Below are 18,261 nucleotides of genomic sequence, written 5' to 3'. Positions count from 1 at the left end.
ATTTCATCTAACGCTAGGAATTGCAGCACTTTCTCCATTACTTCTTTAGGTATTTCCCTAAGCCCTTTCTTATACCTCCAACCAGTAGCTTTTGAATTTCTAACTGTTCATAAATTATCCCTTTTCTTCAGTTACATATGCAAATAATCGGATTTTTACTCATTGGTGAGTTTATCTATATCCAGTATTGGCATAATATTAGTTTCCAGTGTGTTTAAGATGGTTTCCGATTTTTCCTAGATGGTTTCCGACCTCGGCCATAACCTCTCATCTGACCTTTCAATTTAAGGAAAAATTAGTGCCGCGGCCGGGATTTGAACCCGGGTCACGGGCTCGAAAGGCCCGCATACTGGGCCGGACTATACTACCGCGGCACCTGGCTCAGGTTTAGTCGCAGGGAAAATTAAGCTTTGAACTCGCTCAGGACCTCCGTAACCGCCCTCCTTATGACGTCCCTGCTGCTCCCTATCTGGAGGGACCAGCCCCAGCTTACGGCTTTCTCTATGGACAGCTGCATTATCTTTACGTCGCCCTTCCACCCTCTTCCTCCGTCGACCCCTCCGGTGGTGTATATCTGTGGGCTTAGGCCCATGGTCTCAGCCACTATCTTAGCTATCTCAAGCACTGATATCCTGTCCGGGGTACCTATGTTAAAGGCCTCATACCTTACCCCCTTCTCCAGGACCTTCATGAAGAGCTGGTACATGGCCCTCACAGTGTCGCTGACGTGCACGTAGCTCTTGCTCTGACTGCCGTCGCCCAGGACCTCGAGCCGCGTTGGATCCTTCCTGAGCTTGTTTATGAAGTCATATATGACGCCATGAGTAGACCTTGGGCCCACGACGTTAGCCAGCCTGTAGGACACTGCCGTCCAGTCGAAGGTAAATGCGTAGCCACTTATTAGCCCCTCCGAGGCCAGCTTGGAGCCTCCGTACACGCTTATCGGGTAACAGGGGCCGTAGTCCTCAGGTGTAGGTATGACGCTGGCCTCCCCGTATACCGTGGAGGACGAGGCGAACGCTATGGCCTTCACGCCGTTAGCCCTCATGCCCTCAAGCACGTTATAGGTCATTTGGACGTTCTGAAGATATATGGACTCAGGGCTCTGCGACCCTATTCTAACCTCCGGGTTCGCCGCCAGGTGCACCACGGCGTCAGCGCCCTTGGTGACCTCCTTGGCCACCTCAGGGCTCGTCAGGTCGGCCCTAATGAACCTGAGGTGGGGGTTTCCCATCACGTCCTTGAGGAACTCGAGCCTGCCAGTGCTCAGGTTATCAACGACTGTGACGTCATGGCCCTCTTCTACCAGCAGCTCTACCAAGTGGGAGCCTATGAAGCCCGCACCTCCAGTTACCAGGAACTTCACGCGCGCTGCGCCCCCTACGCAAGTTCACCCGCAGACTTTACGGTCAGCCCTGCGCGGGCTCTTCATCCTGATGTCAGCCCTTTCGAGCCTCTTCACGCCACGGTATAGCTGGCGCACTATAATAATAAATTGTTGTGTTCAAAAGCTAGGCTGCAAGATGATGGCGGCCAGAATGGTATCAGCTGCGGTGTCAACTACCTAAAGGCTCCACGTTGAAGATAAGAGCCTTTCCCAAACTTAGCGCGTTGGGGGCCGTGAGGAGACTATTTATCTGATGAAAAATGATGAAGGTCTGGAGCTCCGAGCCCTCTCAGGAGGCGCTCTTTCCCTTAGCCTTTAGATAATCAACAGCTGTGTTGGCTATGATCCTTATGCCCTCCCTCAGCTTGTCAGGCGGCAGGTAGCTGAAGTTTATCCTCATCGCGTTTGCGCCGCTGCCGTCACTGAAGAAGCTTCTGCCTGGCACGTATGCGACGCCCCTGTCTATGGCCATCTGTAACATGTCTGAGGTGTCAACGCCCTCTGGCAGGTATATGAAGGCGAAGAGCCCTCCCCTTGGCCTGAACCAGTGGCTGCCCTCTGGCATGTACTCCTCAAGGGCCTCTATCATTACGTCTCTCTTCTCCCTGTAGGACTTCCTGGCCTTCTCTATCGTCCTGTCAACCACGCCCTCCTTTATTGCGTAGAGCGCTATGTACTGGGAAAGGGTGGATGAGTGAAGGTCTACCATCTGTTTCGCTAGCTCGACTGCCCTGATAAGCTGCCTGTCGGCTATCATGTACCCAAGCCTCAGCCCTGGAGCCAGGATTTTGCTGAAGGTACCAAGATATATCACGCGGCCCTCGTCATCCATGGTCTTCAGGTGCGTGAAACTCACGTTGTCATCAAACACAAAGAAGCTGTATGGGTCGTCCTCTATTACTAGCAGGTCATACTTGCTGGCGATCTCCATCAGCTCCTTTCTCCTGTCGTCGCTCATTATGACGCCTGTTGGGTTGTGACATGTTGCTACTGTGTATATCATCTTGACGTTAATGCCCCTCTCCTTAGCCTTCTTGATGCTGTCCTCCAGCAGGTCAGTCCGCATGCCGTTCTCGTCCAGCGGTATGGATATGAAGTTGGCCCCGTAGTATCTGAACACGTTGAGCGCTGCCAGGTAAGTGGGACTCTCAACTATGATGCCGTCGCCTGGGTTTATCAGCGTCATCGCAAGCAGGTATATTGCCTCCTGGCTTCCCGTCGTCACGGCGACCCTGTCGTTGTCAGTAACTTTGACCCCCTTGCCCCTTACGAAGTCTGTAATGGCCTCCCTGAACGGCATAACGCCCAGAGTTGGTGAGTATTGAAGGGCGCTGTCCCCGAGCTCCTCTATGACCCTTGACGCTATGGCGGCGAGCTCTTCCTTCGGAAAGACCTCAGGGCCTGGCAGCCCTCCGGCAAGGCTCAGAACTTTCTTGTTCTCGGTCAGCGCCAGAATTTCTCTTACCTCAGACGGCCTCAGGGACTTCACTCCGCTTGAGAATTTACTTGCCACATCAATCAAACTGCTCGGCCTATTTGTTAAAAGGTATCAGAAGCTTTAAAGCACTACGTATTTTACGTTTGGAGCTTTATAAAACCGATTAGGTACACATGGTGGGATACACAGCTTAACCAGTTGCGGCAGAAGCGAAGCATTAATAGCGGCCCACCCTATGGCTAACTGGCGGGCCGCCGTAGCTCAGCCGGTAGAGCGCCGGCCTCGTATGGGCTCTGGCCAAGGCCGAGGTCGAGAGAGCCGGTGGTCGCGGGTTCAAGTCCCGCCGGCGGCTCCACGCCTGGGGTGTAGTTAATGGTAAGGCTGCTTTACCAGGAGGACTCATACATAAGGGAGTTCGAGGCCACGGTGACCAGGGTTGATCAAAATAAAATATATCTGGACGCTACGGCCTTCCATCCAGGTCCTTCCGGTGGCCTTGACGCCGACACGGGCCTACTGGTGCTGCCCTCAGGCTCAACAGTAAAGGTAGTGAACGTGATTGAAGACGGTGATGATGTAGCTCACATAACAGAGGTTCCAGTTCAGCTGTCCCCTGGGGATAAAGTAAGAGGGATTCTGGACTGGGAGAGAAGGTATTCCATGATGAGGCTCCACACGGCAAGCCACGTCCTGGCCGCGGTGCTCTATAATAAATATGGAGCTAAGATAACCGGGGGGCACATCAAGCCTGATGAAGCGCAGGACGACTTTGACCTGAGCGGCGTGGAGAACTGGAGACAGGCAATACTAAGCGCTGTAGACGAGGCAAACAATGTGCTCAGCAGGTGCATTGACGTTAAGGTTTACTGGCTTGAGCGCGACAGAGCACTTCAAATTCCCGGCATAGTAAAGCTTGCCGGAAGGCTGCCCCCAGCCGTTGATAAGCTTAGAGTAGTTGAGATACCGGGAGTTGACATACAGGCCGACGGAGCCCCACACGTCAAGAACACCTGCGAAGTGGGTCGCATAGAGGTCGTTAGCGTGGAGAACAGGGGCAAGACTAGAAAGAGGGTCTACTACCGACTCTCGCAGGTGCCCGCTGGTGCTAGAACTGCCTAGTGCAGATTCGCTGGTCAAGGAGTGCAGCAGCTTAAAGCGCTGGATCCTTGACACTGACGGTATACCCACGTCGCTGAAGCTAGCAATAAACGACCAGGAGGCATTTAAGGATGAGCTGCCCAGGCTAGCCGCGATCTCCCAGCGCCTTATAGATGTTCTTATAAACAAGTACAGGGCTGAAGTCGAGATACCCAGGAACGTAGATCCTGTGTCGGAGTTCAGGGTAACAGCGTGGCCTGACCTAGTTAACGAGGAGCTGGGCCTCGTGGGCCTCGTGCTCTACTCCTGGTTTCCATTTTCCATCTACAGGGGTGACAACAAGGCTGAGTATGAGCCCATAGAGCTGGTGTTCGCCAGAAACAACGAGAACGACTATAAGCTGCTCTTTGCCTACGCAAGGGTTCACTACGACCTGTGCGAGTATAACCTGGCAGGCTTAAGTAAAGTTACCATACACTTCCTGTACCACGGGCACACCCCATTCATTGATGGGCTCGGCTATATCAGACTTAAGTGCCCTAAGGTCAAGAGCAGCACAAGGCACATGGGAAGGAAGTACTGGGACCGAATATGGCTAGGCGCTGCACTGGTCTTTGAAAAGATGGTTAAAGGGGCAAGGGTACCCCTGAGCCTGCTTCTTAAGCTCGGTACCCTAACTATAATGCAGTGTCCAAACCGCTCAACCGCTAATCCCTTTAGGTCCCCTATAACTATCAGGATTTAATCCACGCAACCCCCTGGATTATAAATGGGTTTAAGCTTGCCTCCAAGAGCTTTAGTGGCGCCTCGTTCGATAAAGAGGGCCTGGATCCTGACGTTTGAGCTATCACCACTGGTCAAGGTCGGCGGCCTTGGGGAGGCCGTCTTCAAGTATGCTAAGTATTTGAGCAAGAAGGGTGTAGAGGTAACGGTCCTCATGCCCTCTCACGGGAGGCACCTAGACCTCGGCATTAGAACCAAGTACAACTTAAGGCCATTGGACTTTGCAGTATGCGGGAGCAGGAAGGGGGTTGACGGCAACAGCTATAACTATTGCCTTGGCGCTGAGGAGGCCCTCATGGAGGGCTTCAGGGTAGTTATGTTTAAAGGGCTTGACTACTCAACTGGCGTGATATTTGACTCGTGGAACCCCTATGCATACGTCGAGGAGAAGGCGGCCCTCCTGGCCAGGGCCGTGAAGGCCTTCTCGTGGATTGAGGTTCAGCCCGACATCATACATGTTAACGATTGGCACACCGTGCTGGCAGGAATATCATTGCGCGACGAACTTGAGAAGAGAGGCTACGCTGTGCCCGTACTTTATACTATACACCTCAGCGGCTCCCCAAGCTTTCCATGGCACTACGCCTCGCCAGAGTGGTCAGGGCTCGACGACGAGCCGCACCTGGTGTGGAGGGTGTACAGGCACGAGCCTGCCAGCAATAGGGCCGTGTGGGACTCTGTAGGTGGTAACGTAGAGGCCTTTGGGGTCATAGAGGCTGACGCCGTACAGACCGTAAGCCACAGCTACCTAAATGAGGAGCTCAAGAGGAAGTACGGCGACTGGATAGGGGGCAAATCGTGTGTCGCGTATAACAGCACAGAATGGAATGTTGAGGAGGTCGATAGGTGGATAGAGAGCAACTATGGCAACGTTGACCATCAAGTTCTCTTCGAACTGATAGACAAGTATGTGAGGCCTGGCTCGTGGCTTGATAAAATAGACGAGAGCCTGGCGGTCTTCATAGTTGCGGGCAGGCTGACTTCCCAGAAAGGCATAGACATAGCAATAAGGGCCCTGGATTACGCCCCCTCCGCCTCGCTGGTAGTATTAGGGGTGCCCGTGGGTGATTATGGCTATGAACAGTACATCAAGAGGTTGGCTGAGGAGCGCAGGGGAAGGGTGCTCATATCATCGAATAGGGTGCCAGATTACGCATATAAAGCAATAATAAGGCTTGCAGCGGCCACCCTAGTGCCCTCGCGCTGGGAACCCTTCGGGCTAGTGGCCGTAGAGTCCCTAGCTGTAGGGACCCCGGTCATAGCGTCAGCGGTGGGGGGACTCAAGGAGATAGTTGTTGACCTAAGATCTGGCAGGGGCGACGGGCTGCTGACCAAGCCTGAGGACCCGTACGAGCTGGGCCTGGCGATGGAATCGCTGTCCCACATTATGTGGGATCATGATTTGGATCGCGTGCCCATAGAGCAGCTCAGGTCCATGGCAAAGAGGAACCCCACGCTTGAAAATGACATCAGGGAGTTCGCCATAAGCGACGTAGACAAGAGGTTCCGGCCCGAGTCCACAGCGGAGCAGCTGCTGCAGTGTTATGAAAAGGCCAGGCAGATGGCCTACTACAGGGCGATATCATCATGACTTCCCGCATAGCGCTGTTCTTCGAGCTGCACCAGCCGCTTCGACTTAAGAGGCTATCATTTTACAGCCCGAGCAACCTACCTACAAGCTTTAGCGATGCCATAGACGCCGCGGGCAACTCAGAAATATTATCGCGAGTTGTCTCAAGGACTTACTTGGCCGCGACCAAGATTCTGTATGAAGCCTCGCAAAAAGTAAGGGACTTCAAGATGACCATGAGTATAAGCGGCGTTCTGCTAGAACAGCTCAAGAAGGAGCACGAAGAGGTTATAGATCTCCTCAGAAAGCTTGTCGACAAAGGCCTACTTGAGCTCGCCGCCCAGACCTATTACCATTCCCTTGCATGGTTTGTCGATAAAGCAGAGTTCGAAGACCAAGTCAAGGCCCAAGTCGAGCTCGTCAGGGAGACCTTTGGCGTAAACCCGTCAATAGCTGAAAACACGGAGTTCATATATAATAATGACATAGGCTGCGAGTTTCAAAGGCTTGGATTTAAGGGCGTCATCACTGAAGGGGTCGACTGGCTGCTCGGATGGAGATCGCCCAACTATGTCTATAAGAACCCACTCTGTGACGTAAAGCTTCTGCTTAGAAATTATAGGCTGAGCGACGACATAGGATTTAGGTTCAGCGATAGGCGGTGGAGCGAGTACCCATTGACCGCGGATAAGTACGCCTCGTGGGTTGCTAGCACACCAGGTGACCTAGTGGTTATAGCCCTTGATTATGAGACCTTTGGGGAGCATCACTGGCCTGAGAGCGGCATCCACGAATTTCTAAGGTGGCTTCCCGTGGAGCTTTCAAAGCGTGGCGTCACGTTCCTTAGGGCCTCAGAGGCGTTAAACCTAGAGCCAAGGGATTACCTCGATGTGCCCCCTTGGTCTACCATAAGCTGGGCCGATGAAAGGGATCTGAGCGCATGGCTAGGAAATGGCATGCAGAGGAAGGCTTTTGACGTGTTAAGGAGGTACTATTACTTTGCTCGTGCCCTGGGCGGCAGTTACCTGCGCTCATGGAGGCTCCTCTCAGTTAGCGACAACCTTTACTATATGGCAACGAAGCCTGGAGGGGAGGGGGAGGTCCATAGCTACTTCAGCTACCTTGGAGATCCCTACGACTCTTTCCTGACCTACAGTTACGCGCTCGAGCTTCTGGGGCTCATGATAAGGAATGGACTCAAGGAGAACCCATGCACGGCGATTAAGGTAAGGCTGCCTGATGACCTCTGCCTCAGGTTTTACAATTCTAGTGGTGCCGAGGTGGCCAAGGCGTGCAGCATCCCAGAGATGGCCTCAGCCCTTAAAACGCTGCCTGAGGAAGTAGTAAGTAAAGCGGTAAGCATGAGCTACCTGGATAGATGGTCTCAGGAAGTCTTTGGCCTAAACCTAGACACTGCTTTAGGCCTTATCAGAAGATGCTGACCCTACTACCATGATATTAAAGCGCCCTTTGTTGTTTCATAAAATGAAACGTGACGAACCCTTATAAGTACTAAAAGGCTAGGAAATAGTTGGTGGGCAGGATAACAGAGGTAAAGAAAGCCGCTATACCAATCGGGGGCCTGGGGACAAGACTTTATCCATTTACGGTCGATACCTCGAAGCCTATGGTTAGGTTCCTTAACAGGTTCGTAATAGACTTCATACTCGACGAGCTCGCGCTTCAGGGCGTCGGAGAAGTATTCCTTGGAGTTAGTGGCTTTTATAACTACAGGGACGTCTATGACCACCTTGGGGAGAGGTTCTCCGTAAGGTCCCCAGACGGTAAGAGACTGGTGCTTAAGCTCAGGTATCAGCCTAACGTAACAAGCATAGGCAACGCGCACTCAATTTCAATACTGGCGGACTACTATGATATAAACGATGACGTGTTAGTTGTCCAAGGGGACACTGTGGTGAGCCTTAACGTCGGCGATCTAGCTAAGTTCCATGAGTCCAATGGGGCTTTTATGACCATAGCCCTCAAGAGGGTTGATGACAGGGAGTCGCTGAGACAGCTGGGGCTAGCAAAGTTAAAGGACGACTGGTCAATAGAGTCCTTCGTTGAGAAGCCCGCAGATCCTGAGAAGGCGCCGTCAAATTTAGCTAACACGGGCATATACCTTTTGTCTCACGACATGGTCAAGTTTCTTAGATCTGACGAGTTCGCTTCACTTGTGAAACAGGGCAGGGGGGACTTTGGGAGAGATATAATACCTTATCTTATAGCTAAGGGCTATAAAGTTATAGGATACCCCCTAAACGGCTACTGGTTTGACATAGGCACCATAGAGAACTTCGTGAAGGCCTCGTTCTACCTTCTCGAGTCGCTGCCACCAGAGAGGCTTGGCGTGGCCACAGTTTATCATGACACTATATACATGATGGGCTTCAGTTCAAGATCTAAGAAGGATCACCTAGACCTGGTGGAGAGGTCGGCCCAGAAGAGGATAGACCTTAGCGGTCGCGTACTTATAGGAAGGCACGTGACAGTGGAGGACGAGGCCTCTATTACAGACTCCATTATAGATAATTACGTTATAGTTAAGTCCGGCGCCAGAGTAACTAAGTCCATAGTCATGGATAGGAGCATAATAGGCGACAACTCTACGGTGGAATCTAGCATAGTGGGAAGGCATGTAGCCATAGGAAGCAACGTAAAGATTATCAACAGCTATATAGGTAACGATGTAATAATAGGCGACAATGCAGTGATAATAGACTCGCAGATATGGCCTCACAGGTCGATAGAGTCCAACGCAGAGATCAGCAATAGAAGGGGGCCGCCTTCATAACGCCCTCTCTGGCTTAGCTCTTAGCCTGCGATGTCCTGTCCTCCTGCCCCGTCTCAACCCTATTTAGCTTTATGAACTCCGCGGCGCCGCTCTGCTCTAAAATGCCTGCCGCCTTGGAAGCTGCCTCCTCTAACGTGTCAGCAGCTACATTTACAATTAAATTTGTGCCTTTTACTTTTAGCCTGTACCTATGTTCTCCTTCTAGAAAATACTCCTCTACAAGCTCGAACTCGTATTTCGGCAACGTTTTCTCACCTTTAATAGATAAACCTCTGGCGCTATTAACTCTTGGTGTTTGGGTTGTCAGAGGCGCCGCTGATAAGGGTTGAGCCCCCTGGCCCTGTGGCCAGGAGCATCATAGAGAGGGACTCTAAAGTCCTCGTACAGTCGTACGTTAGGTGGGTTCCACTGGTCGTTAAGGAGGGCCACGGCGCTGTAGTTGAAGATGTCGACGGAAATAAGTACATAGACCTTAACGCCGGCATTGCTGTCATGAATGTGGGCCACAGTCATCCAAAGGTGGTTCAGGCTATAAAGGAGCAGGCCGAGAAGCTTCAGCACTACTCGCTCACAGACTTTTATTACGAGAGCGCAGTAACTGCCGCTGAGAAGCTGTTAACTGTATCGCCTGTGAACAATGGAAGGGTGTTCTTCACCAACAGCGGCACAGAGAGCATAGAGGGCTCACTAAAGTTCGCCAGGTACTTCTTCGGGGGCTCAAGGCAGTACTTCATAGCATTCCTCGGCGCCTTCCATGGAAGGACCATGGGCTCTCTCTCGCTCACTGCGAGCAAGGCCCACTACAGGAAGGGCTTCGGCCCGCTGATGCCTGGAGTCATACATGTGCCCTACCCATATCCATACCGCTGCGTCTTCAGAACGGATGACCCCAAGGAGTGTGGCGAGGCGGTCCTTGGCTACATAGAGGACTGGATATTCGCAAAGCTCGTGGACCCCACAGAGGTCGCCGGAATAGTCGTTGAGCCCATACAGGGAGAGGGAGGCTACATAGTGCCCCCTGACAACTTCCTCCCAGGGCTCAGGAGAATAGCTGACAAGTATGGAATACTCCTTATAGATGATGAGGTCCAGGCAGGCATGGGAAGAAGCGGCAAGTGGTTCGCAATAGAGCACTGGGGCGTCAAGCCAGACATAATGGCCCTAGCCAAGGCTGTAGGCGGAGGCCTGCCGCTAGGAGCGGTGGTGGCCCGCGGTGACGTGGCGGCGGCCCTCACTAAGGGAAGCCATGCAAACACTTTCGGAGGTAACCCCATTGCCACAGCTGCCATGAGCACAGTAATTGACGTGATTAAAGAGGAGAACCTGCTGGACCACGCTACAAAGGTTGGCAACGAAGTTATCAAGTACTTCAACGACCTCAAGGACGAGCTAGAGATAATCGGGGATGTCAGAGGCAAAGGACTCATGATAGGCGTGGAGCTGGTCAGGAACAGGCGCACCAAGGAGCCTGCCACCAAGGAGCTCGCTAACGTTATAGAGAAATCGTTCAAGCGCGGCGTGGTAGTAATAGGTGCCGGCCTGTCAACCATAAGGATAGCCCCGCCGCTAGTCATAAGCGATGAGCTTATGATGAGGGCGGTGGAGATCATAGCGGACGTGCTGAGGGAGGAGAACAGGAACCTCGCCGCGTAGCCTTCTTAACCTTCACGTCTCACCCTTTTCTAGGATGTAGTTTGGCGGAGGAGGAACTTAAGAGATCTATACTTTCGGTGCTTGGCGACAAAGGCTTGACATTTGAGGAGATAGCGCAGCAGCTTGCGTGGAATGGGGATAGAAGGCCTTTAAGAAAGGCTTTGGCGGAGCTAGTAAGGGATGGGCGGGTCCTCAGGGTACCTGACTACCAGCGTAGACGCGTGACTTTCGTTGCCAGAAGGCAGTGAGCCCCTCAACACCCTGTAGGCTCTGTTGGAGTACCTTGCCACATACCCCTTGCTCTCCAAGGCCCTCAGTATCCTTCCCGCAGTTTTAGTGGAGATACCCATGGCTTCGCTTAAATCCTTTGGAGTCACGTAGTTTTTGCCAAGCGACCTAATAATGCCTGCCACAAAGTCCACGCTTATGCTTACCTTCAAGTACTTCACCAGTATACTAGAAGCCTTTTATATAGGGGAGGGGGCATGCGATAGTAGAGGTGTAAGCGAAAGTGAGCAAAGGAGCCCAGTTCACCTACTACAAGGCACTGCTTGAGCTGCTCGGGCTAAGGGAGCTTGACGTCTATAGGTACTCGAGGAAAGGCCAGGTGAGCGACGTGATAAGAGTACTGGAACCCGCCTCTCACAAAGTCGTAAATGTGGACCTAGGCACCGCCAGGGAGTCGTTGAGCTATGAGGAGTTTTTGAACAGGGTAAGGGAGTCTCTCGAGAGGAACGGTGTTAAGATTAGCGACAGGGTTTGGTCCTCTGCCATTTATAAGGTGAAGAGCTTAGAGTCCAAGGTTCAGGCAAAGGCTCAAGCTTCAGGCGGGCCTGCCAAGTGAAGCTGGCCTCCTCTAATTACAGCTTCGCCTTCGCATCGTTGTGTTGGCCCCTGGAGAAGCCTTTATAATATCGTGTGAGAGGCCCTGAAGTCCCTAATTATGTGAGGCTCGTACCTATGGTGCGGGGGGTGGGCTTCGAACCCACGCAGGCCTACGCCAACGGGTTCTAAGCCCGTCCCCTTTGGCCAGGCTCGGGCACCCCCGCACAAATTCAGTCTTATACTTGAATGTTTAAAATCCTTATCCCCTTAACTTGAGACGGTGACATTGGTACGGAAGAGGTGCCCAAGACCTTTACTGTTGAGGTTGACTCGCTTTCGGACATAGCGAGGCTTGCGACAAGCATGGCCTCCTATGCCATAGTCATGCCTATATATAGGTGTTTTGAATCTGACCTCGTCTACTACTTCATACAGACCACGTACCGAGACTACTACAAATACTATGGCATACCGATTATATACTACTTCCGTTCAAAGCCTACAGAGGATGAACAGAGGTACAAGTACGTCCTTCTTAAGGTCGACGAGAGCGGCGAGAAGGTAGAGCTAAGCGACAGGAGCAGGCCGGGGTGGGCGGCGGTGCCAATAATAAACCTCAAGTCCAAGCCTCCCTTTATGCCGTAGCAGCCTCCTTCTCCTGCTGTGATTCATTGGCAGGCTGCTGGGTTAACAGAAGCTCCTCCATAGCAGCTGCGGCCGTGCCCGCCTTTTCCGCCCTCTCAAGAAACTGCTGCCCTGCCAGGCTTATCTTATAAATTTTATAGCTGCCCTTTATGTAAAGCGGCTCCAACAGGCCCATGCTGCTTAGGCACGAAACCATTGCAAGCGCTTTATACTTCGGCATGTTAAGCTGCTGCGATACGTCGCCCGGCGAGAGGGGGCCCTTTTCTTTGAACAACTCCAAGAGGTCAATGACTGGGTCGCTCACTCAGATCCCTAAAGTGAGCTAAACCTAAGCGCCTTTTTAGGGGGCTAGCCCTGGGCCCGGAAGCTTAGAGTCCAGTGAACTGCACGCTTTATATTAGAGTTAAAAGTCCCTGGGCTGGCAAGAGGCCAGGAGCCAACCTTGCTGGCGAGGGGCCTAGGGCTTTTCCTAATAGGAGTCTTAGCTGTCACCCTTATGATTCCAGCCACGCTTGCGATAGGGCCTGGGCCTTCCACTGTAAACCTCTCACCGTCCTTCCTTCTGTTGAGCAACTGGGTAAACTCAAGCTTCCTAATCTATACAGGCATACCAATTCCTAACGCCTCAGTTAACGGGCTTACAAATTATGAACCCACCGTGACTAACTTTTACGTAGGTCCCCTGGGCCTTTTGCCCATAATAATGAAATTTGAGACGGGCTTCTCCATGAAGGCATTTCTAGGCGTTAATAATAGCGTTATGATATACAATAACTATGGTGAGCTACAGCTTCTGGCCCCGCCCTACAGCGACCTGCTTCTAGCGTTGGTCAACTCTAAAGCTCCCTTTACGGTTTATGTTAACTTATCAACGTACTCCAACGTAAGTTTAAACGGAGGCATCGCAAAAATTTTCATGCATAGATATAACTTCTATGTAGAGCTCTGCAGCAACGACAGCCTGTCCATGCTTCACGATATCAACTACACGTTAATTTCCGTTGACGTAAGCAGGGGGGCTAGTTATATAGAGCTTTCACTGAACTCGTCGTGTAGCAGCAACGTAAAGGAAATCATAAACTACAACCAACTGAAGGTTGACTCGTGGCTCTTTAAGTCTAAGAGGCCCGTGGGCTTGAACTCTAACTCGCTAGCAAGGGAATATTACCTTTCGTTGTTGTTATTAAAGGATGACCAGAACCCCTACCTGGGCACATTTGCCGCTTCGCCGAGCCCGCTCTACCTTTACAGCTGGGTCAGGGACTCCTCCTTTGCCGCCATGGCGTTGCAGGAGTCTGGACACCTAGACAGCGCCCTTAAGTATTGGCTGTGGTTACTTAACGCGTCCCAGTACAAGAGCGGCGTCTGGTTTGCCCGCTACAACTTCTATACAGGCGAGCCTGACCAGTCCTTTGGCATACCTGAACTTGACAGCGTAGGCATAGTTGAAGTTGGCATTTACCAGTACTTCCTGTTAACGCACAACGTAACGTTCTTAGAGACCATGTTGCCCCTCATAAATAGGAGCGTGAACGCGCAGCTTTCGTGGATCCTTAGCTCAAAGCTCCACTTAGTTCCTGAGGACCTCAGCGTGTGGGAGGATCGCCTTGGGTACCACTTCTGGACCCAGGCCTTTAACCTCATAGGGCTTCTGGACTCTGCCCACCTGCTTTCATACCTAGGATACAACGTCAGCAGAATATACTATGCCGCGTCGCTGCTCAACGGGAGCATATACAAGTACTTCTGGAACGGCTCAGCGTTCTATTCAGACCTGAGCCCAGTAGTGCTCTACACTCCAAGCGGCTCTAAAACGACGCTTAACCCGCAGCCGCCTTTAATCAGCTCCTCGGCCCTGCTCCCACTTTCATTTAACATAACTTTATGGCCTCGGGATGTCATAAGGGAGAACGTGCATATTGTCCTGGAGGGCCTGTGGAATGGGAAGGTAGGGGGGCTAGCCAGGTTCTATGGTGACGATTATCACTATAACGAGTACCTCTTTGATAGCAGCGGTCCTATGCCCCCCTGGATAATCACAACTCTTTTCCTTGGCCTTTACTACTCCGACATAGGCAACTATACTGCAGCCCTCAGCTTAATGACGTGGGCTTACGACCACTCTCAGAACGGGCTGTTGCCTGAGGCCATAGACCCTAACACTGGGCTTCCCCTGCCTACAACCTCACCACTTACCTGGTCATCCGCTATGTACGTAATCTTGGCCCTTAGCATTAAGCCAAAGGCCACCAATAACAATATAATCTACTATGCTGTATCTGCAATAGTACTTGCAGCAGTGTTGTTAGTAGCCTATCTGCTTCAAAGGGCGTCAGCCCGCAGGATAAGGTCTCTCGAAGTTGCCTGAAGCACTCTTTGAACTCTTTATAACTTGAGGTCCCTCAAAAGAGACCTTATTTCAAGTTTAAAAATGACCAGAGCCCCTTTGCATAGGGCTAGGGCATGAGCTATCCATGGATACCTAACTCCTCCGATAATATTATCAAAGAGATGTTATCAACTATAGGCGCTAAAAGCGTGGATGACCTATACTCTGACATCCCCAGGGAACTCCTAATAGAGGAAAACAAATGGAACTCTATGCCGCTAGGCGCCGGCAGGCCCCTGAGCGAGGTGGAGGTTTCAAGAATTATTGATAAGCTTCTTGACAGAAACGCTAAGTTAAAGGTTCCTCCCTTCGCTGGGGGAGGGCTAAGGCCGCACTACGTCCCTCCAGTAGTTAAGGAGATAGTAACTCGCGGCGAGTTCCTAACAGCTTACACGCCCTACCAGGCAGAGATAAGCCAGGGATTGCTTCAGGCCCTCTTTGAGTACCAGAGCCTCATGGCCGACCTGCTTGAAATGGACGTCGTTAACTCAAGCATGTATGACTGGGCCAGCGCCCTTGGGGAGGCGGCCCTGATGGCAGTAAGAGTTAAGGGAGCAAAGCGCGTGCTGGTACCTGACGTAATTAACCCGTTTCACCTCTCGACTCTTAAGGCATATACGTGGCCTCAGGGGATAGAGGTAGACTTTTACTCCACAGACAAAGAAACTGGCTACGCTGACGTTGAGGACCTCAAGACGAAGCTGGGAAAAGGGAGGGCATCAGCTGTTTACTTAGAGTTTCCCTACACCTTCACTGGAGTTGTTGACATGAACGCCAAGGAGGTCTCTGAGATAGCTCATGATAGTGATGCCCTCTTCATAGTAGGCGTAGACCCCTTGGCCCTAGGGATATACAGGCCGCCTGGAGAGCTGAACGCCGACATAGCAGTAGGCGAAGGCCAGCCGCTTGGCTTGGGCCTTTATGCGGGCGGCTCGACGCTTGGCATAATGGCCGTCAAATGGGATGGCTCCCTAATAAAACAGATGCCGGGCAGAATAATAGGGCTGACCACGTCAAAGGATGGAAACTCAAGGGCGTTCACCATGATACTTCAGACCAGGGAGCAGCACATAAGGAGGTCCAAGGCAACCAGCAACATAACCACTAACGCAGCGCTTAACGCCATAGCAGCCGCTGTGTACATGTCGCTCCTGGGCCCCAAGGGAATTAAGGAGCTTGCCGAGGCCATAAGGTACAGGTCACACTATGCAGCCCTCGCTGTTTCAAGGCATGGCTTTAAGCTGCCGCTGAAGGGCGAGTTCTTTGCGGACTTCATAATAGAGGCCCCTGAACCTTACTATAATCTCTGGCGCCTTCTGTTGGATGAAGGGATAATGGCCGGCATTCCGCTCTCAAGCCATGTTACATGGGCCAAAAATAGCTGGGGCCTCCTCAGCTTCAGTGAAGTGCACTCCAAGGAAGACATAGACCTCCTAGCCAATTTACTTGGTGAGGTGGTCAGAAAGTGAGCTACAGGCAGTCTACGTGGAACGAGCCATTAATTTATGAACTTGACAGGGGCAGAAGGGGCCTGCTCTTCTCAAGCCTTGTAGACGAATTCAAGAAACTCATCGAAGATGTCCCTATACCTCAGGAGGTTGCCAGGGAGAAGGAGCCTGAGCTGCCGGAGGTCAGCGAGGTTGAAGTTGTAAGGCACTTCACCAGGCTCTCTGAGATGTCATACGGTGTTGATAATGGCCCTGTGCCCCTGGGAAGCTGTACCATGAAGTATAACCCACGCATAGGGCTCAAGTACGCGTTTGACGAAAGGCTTGAGATGGTGCACCCCCTTATGCCGGAGGAGAAGATCCAAGGCCTACTCCAACTCCTATACGAGCTGCAGGAGTGGTTAAAGGCAATAACCGGTATGGACGTGTGCACCCTCTCCCCAGCCGCAGGGGCTCAGGGCGAGTTCACTGGAATCCTTATAATAAAGGGCTACCACGTGACCAAAGGCCAGGCCGACGTCAAAAATGAGATCATAATTCCTGACTCAGCACATGGCACGAATCCAGCCAGCGCAGCCATGGGCGGCTTCAAGGTAGTCGAGATACCTACAGCCGACGACGGAAACCTAGACTATGAAGCGTTTAGATCAGCGCTAGGACCCCAGACGGCAGGCCTCATGTTAACTAACCCGTCAACCCTTGGACTCTTTGAGCAGAGAATACTCGACGTGGCCAGGGACGTTCACAACATTGATGGGCTCCTATACTATGATGGCGCCAACTTGAACGGCATAATAGGCCGCGTCAGACCCGGGGACATGGGCTTTGACATAGCTCACCTGAACCTTCACAAGACGTTCTCGACGCCTCATGGAGGTGGGGGGCCAGGTGCTGGGCCTGTGTGTATTAAGGACCGCCCAATTAACGGCTCCCTCAGGCTCAGCGACCTCCTGCCCGGGCCTGTCGTGTACTACGACGACGAGAAGCAGATGTACAGGGTTAGGTGGAGAGGGCCAAACAGCCCAGGCTCCGTAAGGCCGTTCCTTGGCAACGTGCCCCAGCTGGTCTGGGCCTACGCCTACATACTTTCCCTGGGCCCCCAAGGCCTCAGAAGGGCTGGGGAGGTGGCCACGCTGAACACTAACTACTTCGCAGCGAAGGTCCTTAAGGAGACCAAGCTGTTCTCGCTGCCCTACGCCTCATCGAGGCCCAGAAAGCATGAGATTGTAATAAGCGCTGAGCCGCTCCTTAACGAGACTGGGGTGACTGCAGAGGACGTAAGTAAGTACCTTCTAGACGCTGGCCTCTACGCGCCAACCATGTATTTCCCGCTCATAGTCAAGGAGGCGTTAATGTTCGAATTCACTGAGTCCGAGACTAAGGAAAACATAGACAAGTACGTGGAGAAACTGAAAGAGGTAGAGGAACTAGCGCGGAGCAACCCGGAGAAGCTTAAGTCTACGCCTCTCAATACGAGCGTGGGCCGCGTTGATGTTGTTAAGGCTAACCATCCAAGAAGCGTAACGCCCACCTACAGAGTCCTCAGGGCCAGGGCCAGCGGCAAGGACCTAGTGCTAAGGTAGGGGAAGTCTTATTACTGGTATCACATAAAGTATCACATAAAGCCAGACCACGTGAGCCACCGATGAGGTAACAAGCCCATACCTCTCGGCAGCCCAGGACATTACAATACCAAATACAAAGGCCGCCAGGGGTAGTACAAGGTCTCCAGTCACCAGATGAACTATGCCGTAGAAGAGGGCGGCAAGAGGCCACTCGAGCTTAAGCCTTTTCTCTACGAACACCCTCTGTATGAAGCCTCTCCAGTAAGGCTCCTCTGAAAGGCCTATGAGCGTCAGTGCGAGGAGTGAGAAGGGCTCCCTGGGTACTACGTCATAAATGAAGTAGACGCCCCTTGAAAGGCCAAGATATACGGTGCCTATCCACCCCAGGTAGAAGAGCAGGTAAGCCAGGCCGGCAAATGGAAGCGACATAACCACATTCTTGGCGGAGAGCCTATAGAAGCTTCTTATCGTAGGGAAGAACTTCAAGGAGAGGGCTGCCATAGCAACGGTCGAGGCCGCCATGGCATAGAGAAAGTGGGAGGCAAAGACCCTGAACGATAAAAAGAACAGCAGATAAGGAATAGCAAACAGGGACGCGATCTTTAGGTCCTCATCGCCTAGCCCCCTTGTCATTATCATCACTTCGCATTACGTAAGTTCTAAGCC

At 52.2% G+C, this 18,261-nt stretch carries 17 protein-coding genes and 3 tRNA genes; 12 read left to right on the top strand and 8 right to left on the bottom strand.

All coding sequences use genetic code 11. The features are described 5' to 3' along the window. Positions 1-299: 299 nt before the first annotated feature. From ACP5H1_RS04595 to ACP5H1_RS04585, 3 genes are all read right to left on the bottom strand, one after another. Positions 300-374, bottom strand: a tRNA-Glu gene (locus ACP5H1_RS04595). Between the two features lie 29 nt (positions 375-403). Next, a complete protein-coding gene (locus ACP5H1_RS04590) occupies positions 404-1,366 on the bottom strand; it encodes an NAD-dependent epimerase/dehydratase family protein (protein ID WP_427972251.1) in 963 nt (320 codons plus the stop codon). Between the two features lie 310 nt (positions 1,367-1,676). Then, positions 1,677-2,900 carry a PLP-dependent aminotransferase family protein gene (locus ACP5H1_RS04585; protein WP_427972260.1) on the bottom strand — a complete coding sequence of 408 codons (1,224 nt, stop codon included), beginning with the start codon at positions 2,898-2,900 and terminating at the stop codon, positions 1,677-1,679. A 175-nt stretch (positions 2,901-3,075) separates the two neighbouring features. Here ACP5H1_RS04585 and ACP5H1_RS04580 point away from each other — a divergent pair. The 6 genes from ACP5H1_RS04580 (at position 3,076) to ACP5H1_RS04555 (ending at position 9,070) form a co-directional block, all read left to right on the top strand. Further along, positions 3,076-3,180 (top strand) — tRNA-Thr (locus ACP5H1_RS04580). A gap of 17 nt (positions 3,181-3,197) precedes the next feature. Beyond that, entirely contained in the window at positions 3,198-3,944 is a 747-nt protein-coding gene (locus ACP5H1_RS04575) for an alanyl-tRNA editing protein AlaX (protein WP_427972249.1), read from the top strand. Further along, positions 3,928-4,668, top strand: coding sequence for a hypothetical protein (locus ACP5H1_RS04570; protein ID WP_427972247.1), 741 nt, complete (start codon positions 3,928-3,930; stop codon positions 4,666-4,668). Before ACP5H1_RS04575 ends, ACP5H1_RS04570 begins: the two co-directional genes overlap by 17 nt. Before the next feature lie 36 nt (positions 4,669-4,704). After that, entirely contained in the window at positions 4,705-6,297 is a 1,593-nt protein-coding gene (locus ACP5H1_RS04565; RefSeq protein WP_427972244.1) for a glycogen/starch synthase, read from the top strand. After that, on the top strand, positions 6,294-7,718 hold the full coding sequence (locus ACP5H1_RS04560; protein WP_427972242.1) for a glycoside hydrolase family 57 protein: 1,425 nt from the start codon (positions 6,294-6,296) through the stop codon (positions 7,716-7,718). Before ACP5H1_RS04565 ends, ACP5H1_RS04560 begins: the two co-directional genes overlap by 4 nt. A gap of 92 nt (positions 7,719-7,810) precedes the next feature. Beyond that, entirely contained in the window at positions 7,811-9,070 is a 1,260-nt protein-coding gene (locus ACP5H1_RS04555) for a sugar phosphate nucleotidyltransferase (protein WP_427972239.1), read from the top strand. A 13-nt stretch (positions 9,071-9,083) separates the two neighbouring features. Here ACP5H1_RS04555 and ACP5H1_RS04550 read toward each other — a convergent pair whose 3' ends face one another. Continuing rightward, positions 9,084-9,314, bottom strand: a complete 231-nt coding sequence (locus ACP5H1_RS04550; RefSeq protein ID WP_427972237.1) for a hypothetical protein — start codon at positions 9,312-9,314, stop codon at positions 9,084-9,086. A gap of 47 nt (positions 9,315-9,361) precedes the next feature. On the opposite strand from ACP5H1_RS04550, the gene ACP5H1_RS04545 reads away from it, so the two are divergent. Continuing rightward, on the top strand, positions 9,362-10,723 hold the full coding sequence (locus ACP5H1_RS04545; protein WP_427972235.1) for an acetyl ornithine aminotransferase family protein: 1,362 nt from the start codon (positions 9,362-9,364) through the stop codon (positions 10,721-10,723). 170 nt (positions 10,724-10,893) lie between these two features. On the opposite strand, the gene ACP5H1_RS04540 is transcribed toward ACP5H1_RS04545, so the two are convergent. Continuing rightward, positions 10,894-11,172, bottom strand: coding sequence for a MarR family transcriptional regulator (locus tag ACP5H1_RS04540; protein WP_427972233.1), 279 nt, complete (start codon positions 11,170-11,172; stop codon positions 10,894-10,896). A gap of 62 nt (positions 11,173-11,234) precedes the next feature. Here ACP5H1_RS04540 and ACP5H1_RS04535 point away from each other — a divergent pair, with 62 nt between their 5' ends. Beyond that, complete coding sequence (locus ACP5H1_RS04535; RefSeq protein WP_427972231.1) at positions 11,235-11,567, top strand: hypothetical protein; 333 nt, start codon at positions 11,235-11,237, stop codon at positions 11,565-11,567. A 117-nt stretch (positions 11,568-11,684) separates the two neighbouring features. Here the strand turns inward: ACP5H1_RS04535 and ACP5H1_RS04530 are convergent. After that, positions 11,685-11,772: transfer RNA gene (locus tag ACP5H1_RS04530), tRNA-Leu, on the bottom strand. Between the two features lie 76 nt (positions 11,773-11,848). Between ACP5H1_RS04530 and ACP5H1_RS04525 the strand changes: the two genes are divergently transcribed. After that, positions 11,849-12,193 (top strand): hypothetical protein, encoded by a 345-nt coding sequence (locus tag ACP5H1_RS04525; RefSeq protein WP_427972229.1) that lies wholly within the window; start codon positions 11,849-11,851, stop codon positions 12,191-12,193. On the opposite strand, the gene ACP5H1_RS04520 is transcribed toward ACP5H1_RS04525, so the two are convergent. Then, entirely contained in the window at positions 12,183-12,497 is a 315-nt protein-coding gene (locus tag ACP5H1_RS04520) for a transcriptional regulator (RefSeq protein ID WP_427972226.1), read from the bottom strand. The two genes, ACP5H1_RS04525 and ACP5H1_RS04520, sit on opposite strands and share 11 nt — an antisense overlap. 261 nt (positions 12,498-12,758) lie before the next feature. Between ACP5H1_RS04520 and ACP5H1_RS04515 the strand changes: the two genes are divergently transcribed. From ACP5H1_RS04515 to gcvPB, 3 genes are all read left to right on the top strand, one after another. Next, positions 12,759-14,561 (top strand): glycoside hydrolase family 15 protein, encoded by a 1,803-nt coding sequence (locus tag ACP5H1_RS04515; protein WP_427972224.1) that lies wholly within the window; start codon positions 12,759-12,761, stop codon positions 14,559-14,561. 95 nt (positions 14,562-14,656) lie between these two features. Further along, positions 14,657-16,051, top strand: coding sequence for an aminomethyl-transferring glycine dehydrogenase subunit GcvPA (gcvPA, locus tag ACP5H1_RS04510; RefSeq protein WP_427972222.1), 1,395 nt, complete (start codon positions 14,657-14,659; stop codon positions 16,049-16,051). Then, the gene (gene gcvPB, locus ACP5H1_RS04505) at positions 16,048-17,613 is read left to right on the top strand and encodes an aminomethyl-transferring glycine dehydrogenase subunit GcvPB (protein WP_427972220.1); all 1,566 of its coding nucleotides are present in this window, start codon (positions 16,048-16,050) and stop codon (positions 17,611-17,613) included. The genes gcvPA and gcvPB overlap by 4 nt, the downstream gene beginning before the upstream one ends. Here the strand turns inward: gcvPB and ACP5H1_RS04500 are convergent. Next, positions 17,605-18,234, bottom strand: a complete 630-nt coding sequence (locus ACP5H1_RS04500; protein ID WP_427972257.1) for a CPBP family intramembrane glutamic endopeptidase — start codon at positions 18,232-18,234, stop codon at positions 17,605-17,607. The two genes, gcvPB and ACP5H1_RS04500, sit on opposite strands and share 9 nt — an antisense overlap. Positions 18,235-18,261: the final 27 nt, after the last annotated feature.

It is taken from the genome of Acidilobus sp., assembly GCF_049973875.1.
Lineage (GTDB): Archaea > Thermoproteota > Thermoprotei_A > Sulfolobales > Acidilobaceae > Acidilobus.
The sequence above is the reverse complement of the archived record's forward strand: the minus strand, read 5'-3'. Positions and strand labels throughout refer to the sequence as shown.

Bases quoted from the DNA above. Each gene is read 5' to 3' on its own strand.
- ACP5H1_RS04575 (WP_427972249.1), top strand. From the start codon at position 3,198: ATGGTAAGGCTGCTTTACCAGGAGGACTCATACATAAGGGAGTTCGAG.
- ACP5H1_RS04560 (WP_427972242.1), top strand. From the start codon at position 6,294: ATGACTTCCCGCATAGCGCTGTTCTTCGAGCTGCACCAGCCGCTTCGA.
- gcvPA (WP_427972222.1), top strand. From the start codon at position 14,657: ATGAGCTATCCATGGATACCTAACTCCTCCGATAATATTATCAAAGAG.
- ACP5H1_RS04500 (WP_427972257.1), bottom strand. From the start codon at position 18,234: ATGATAATGACAAGGGGGCTAGGCGATGAGGACCTAAAGATCGCGTCC.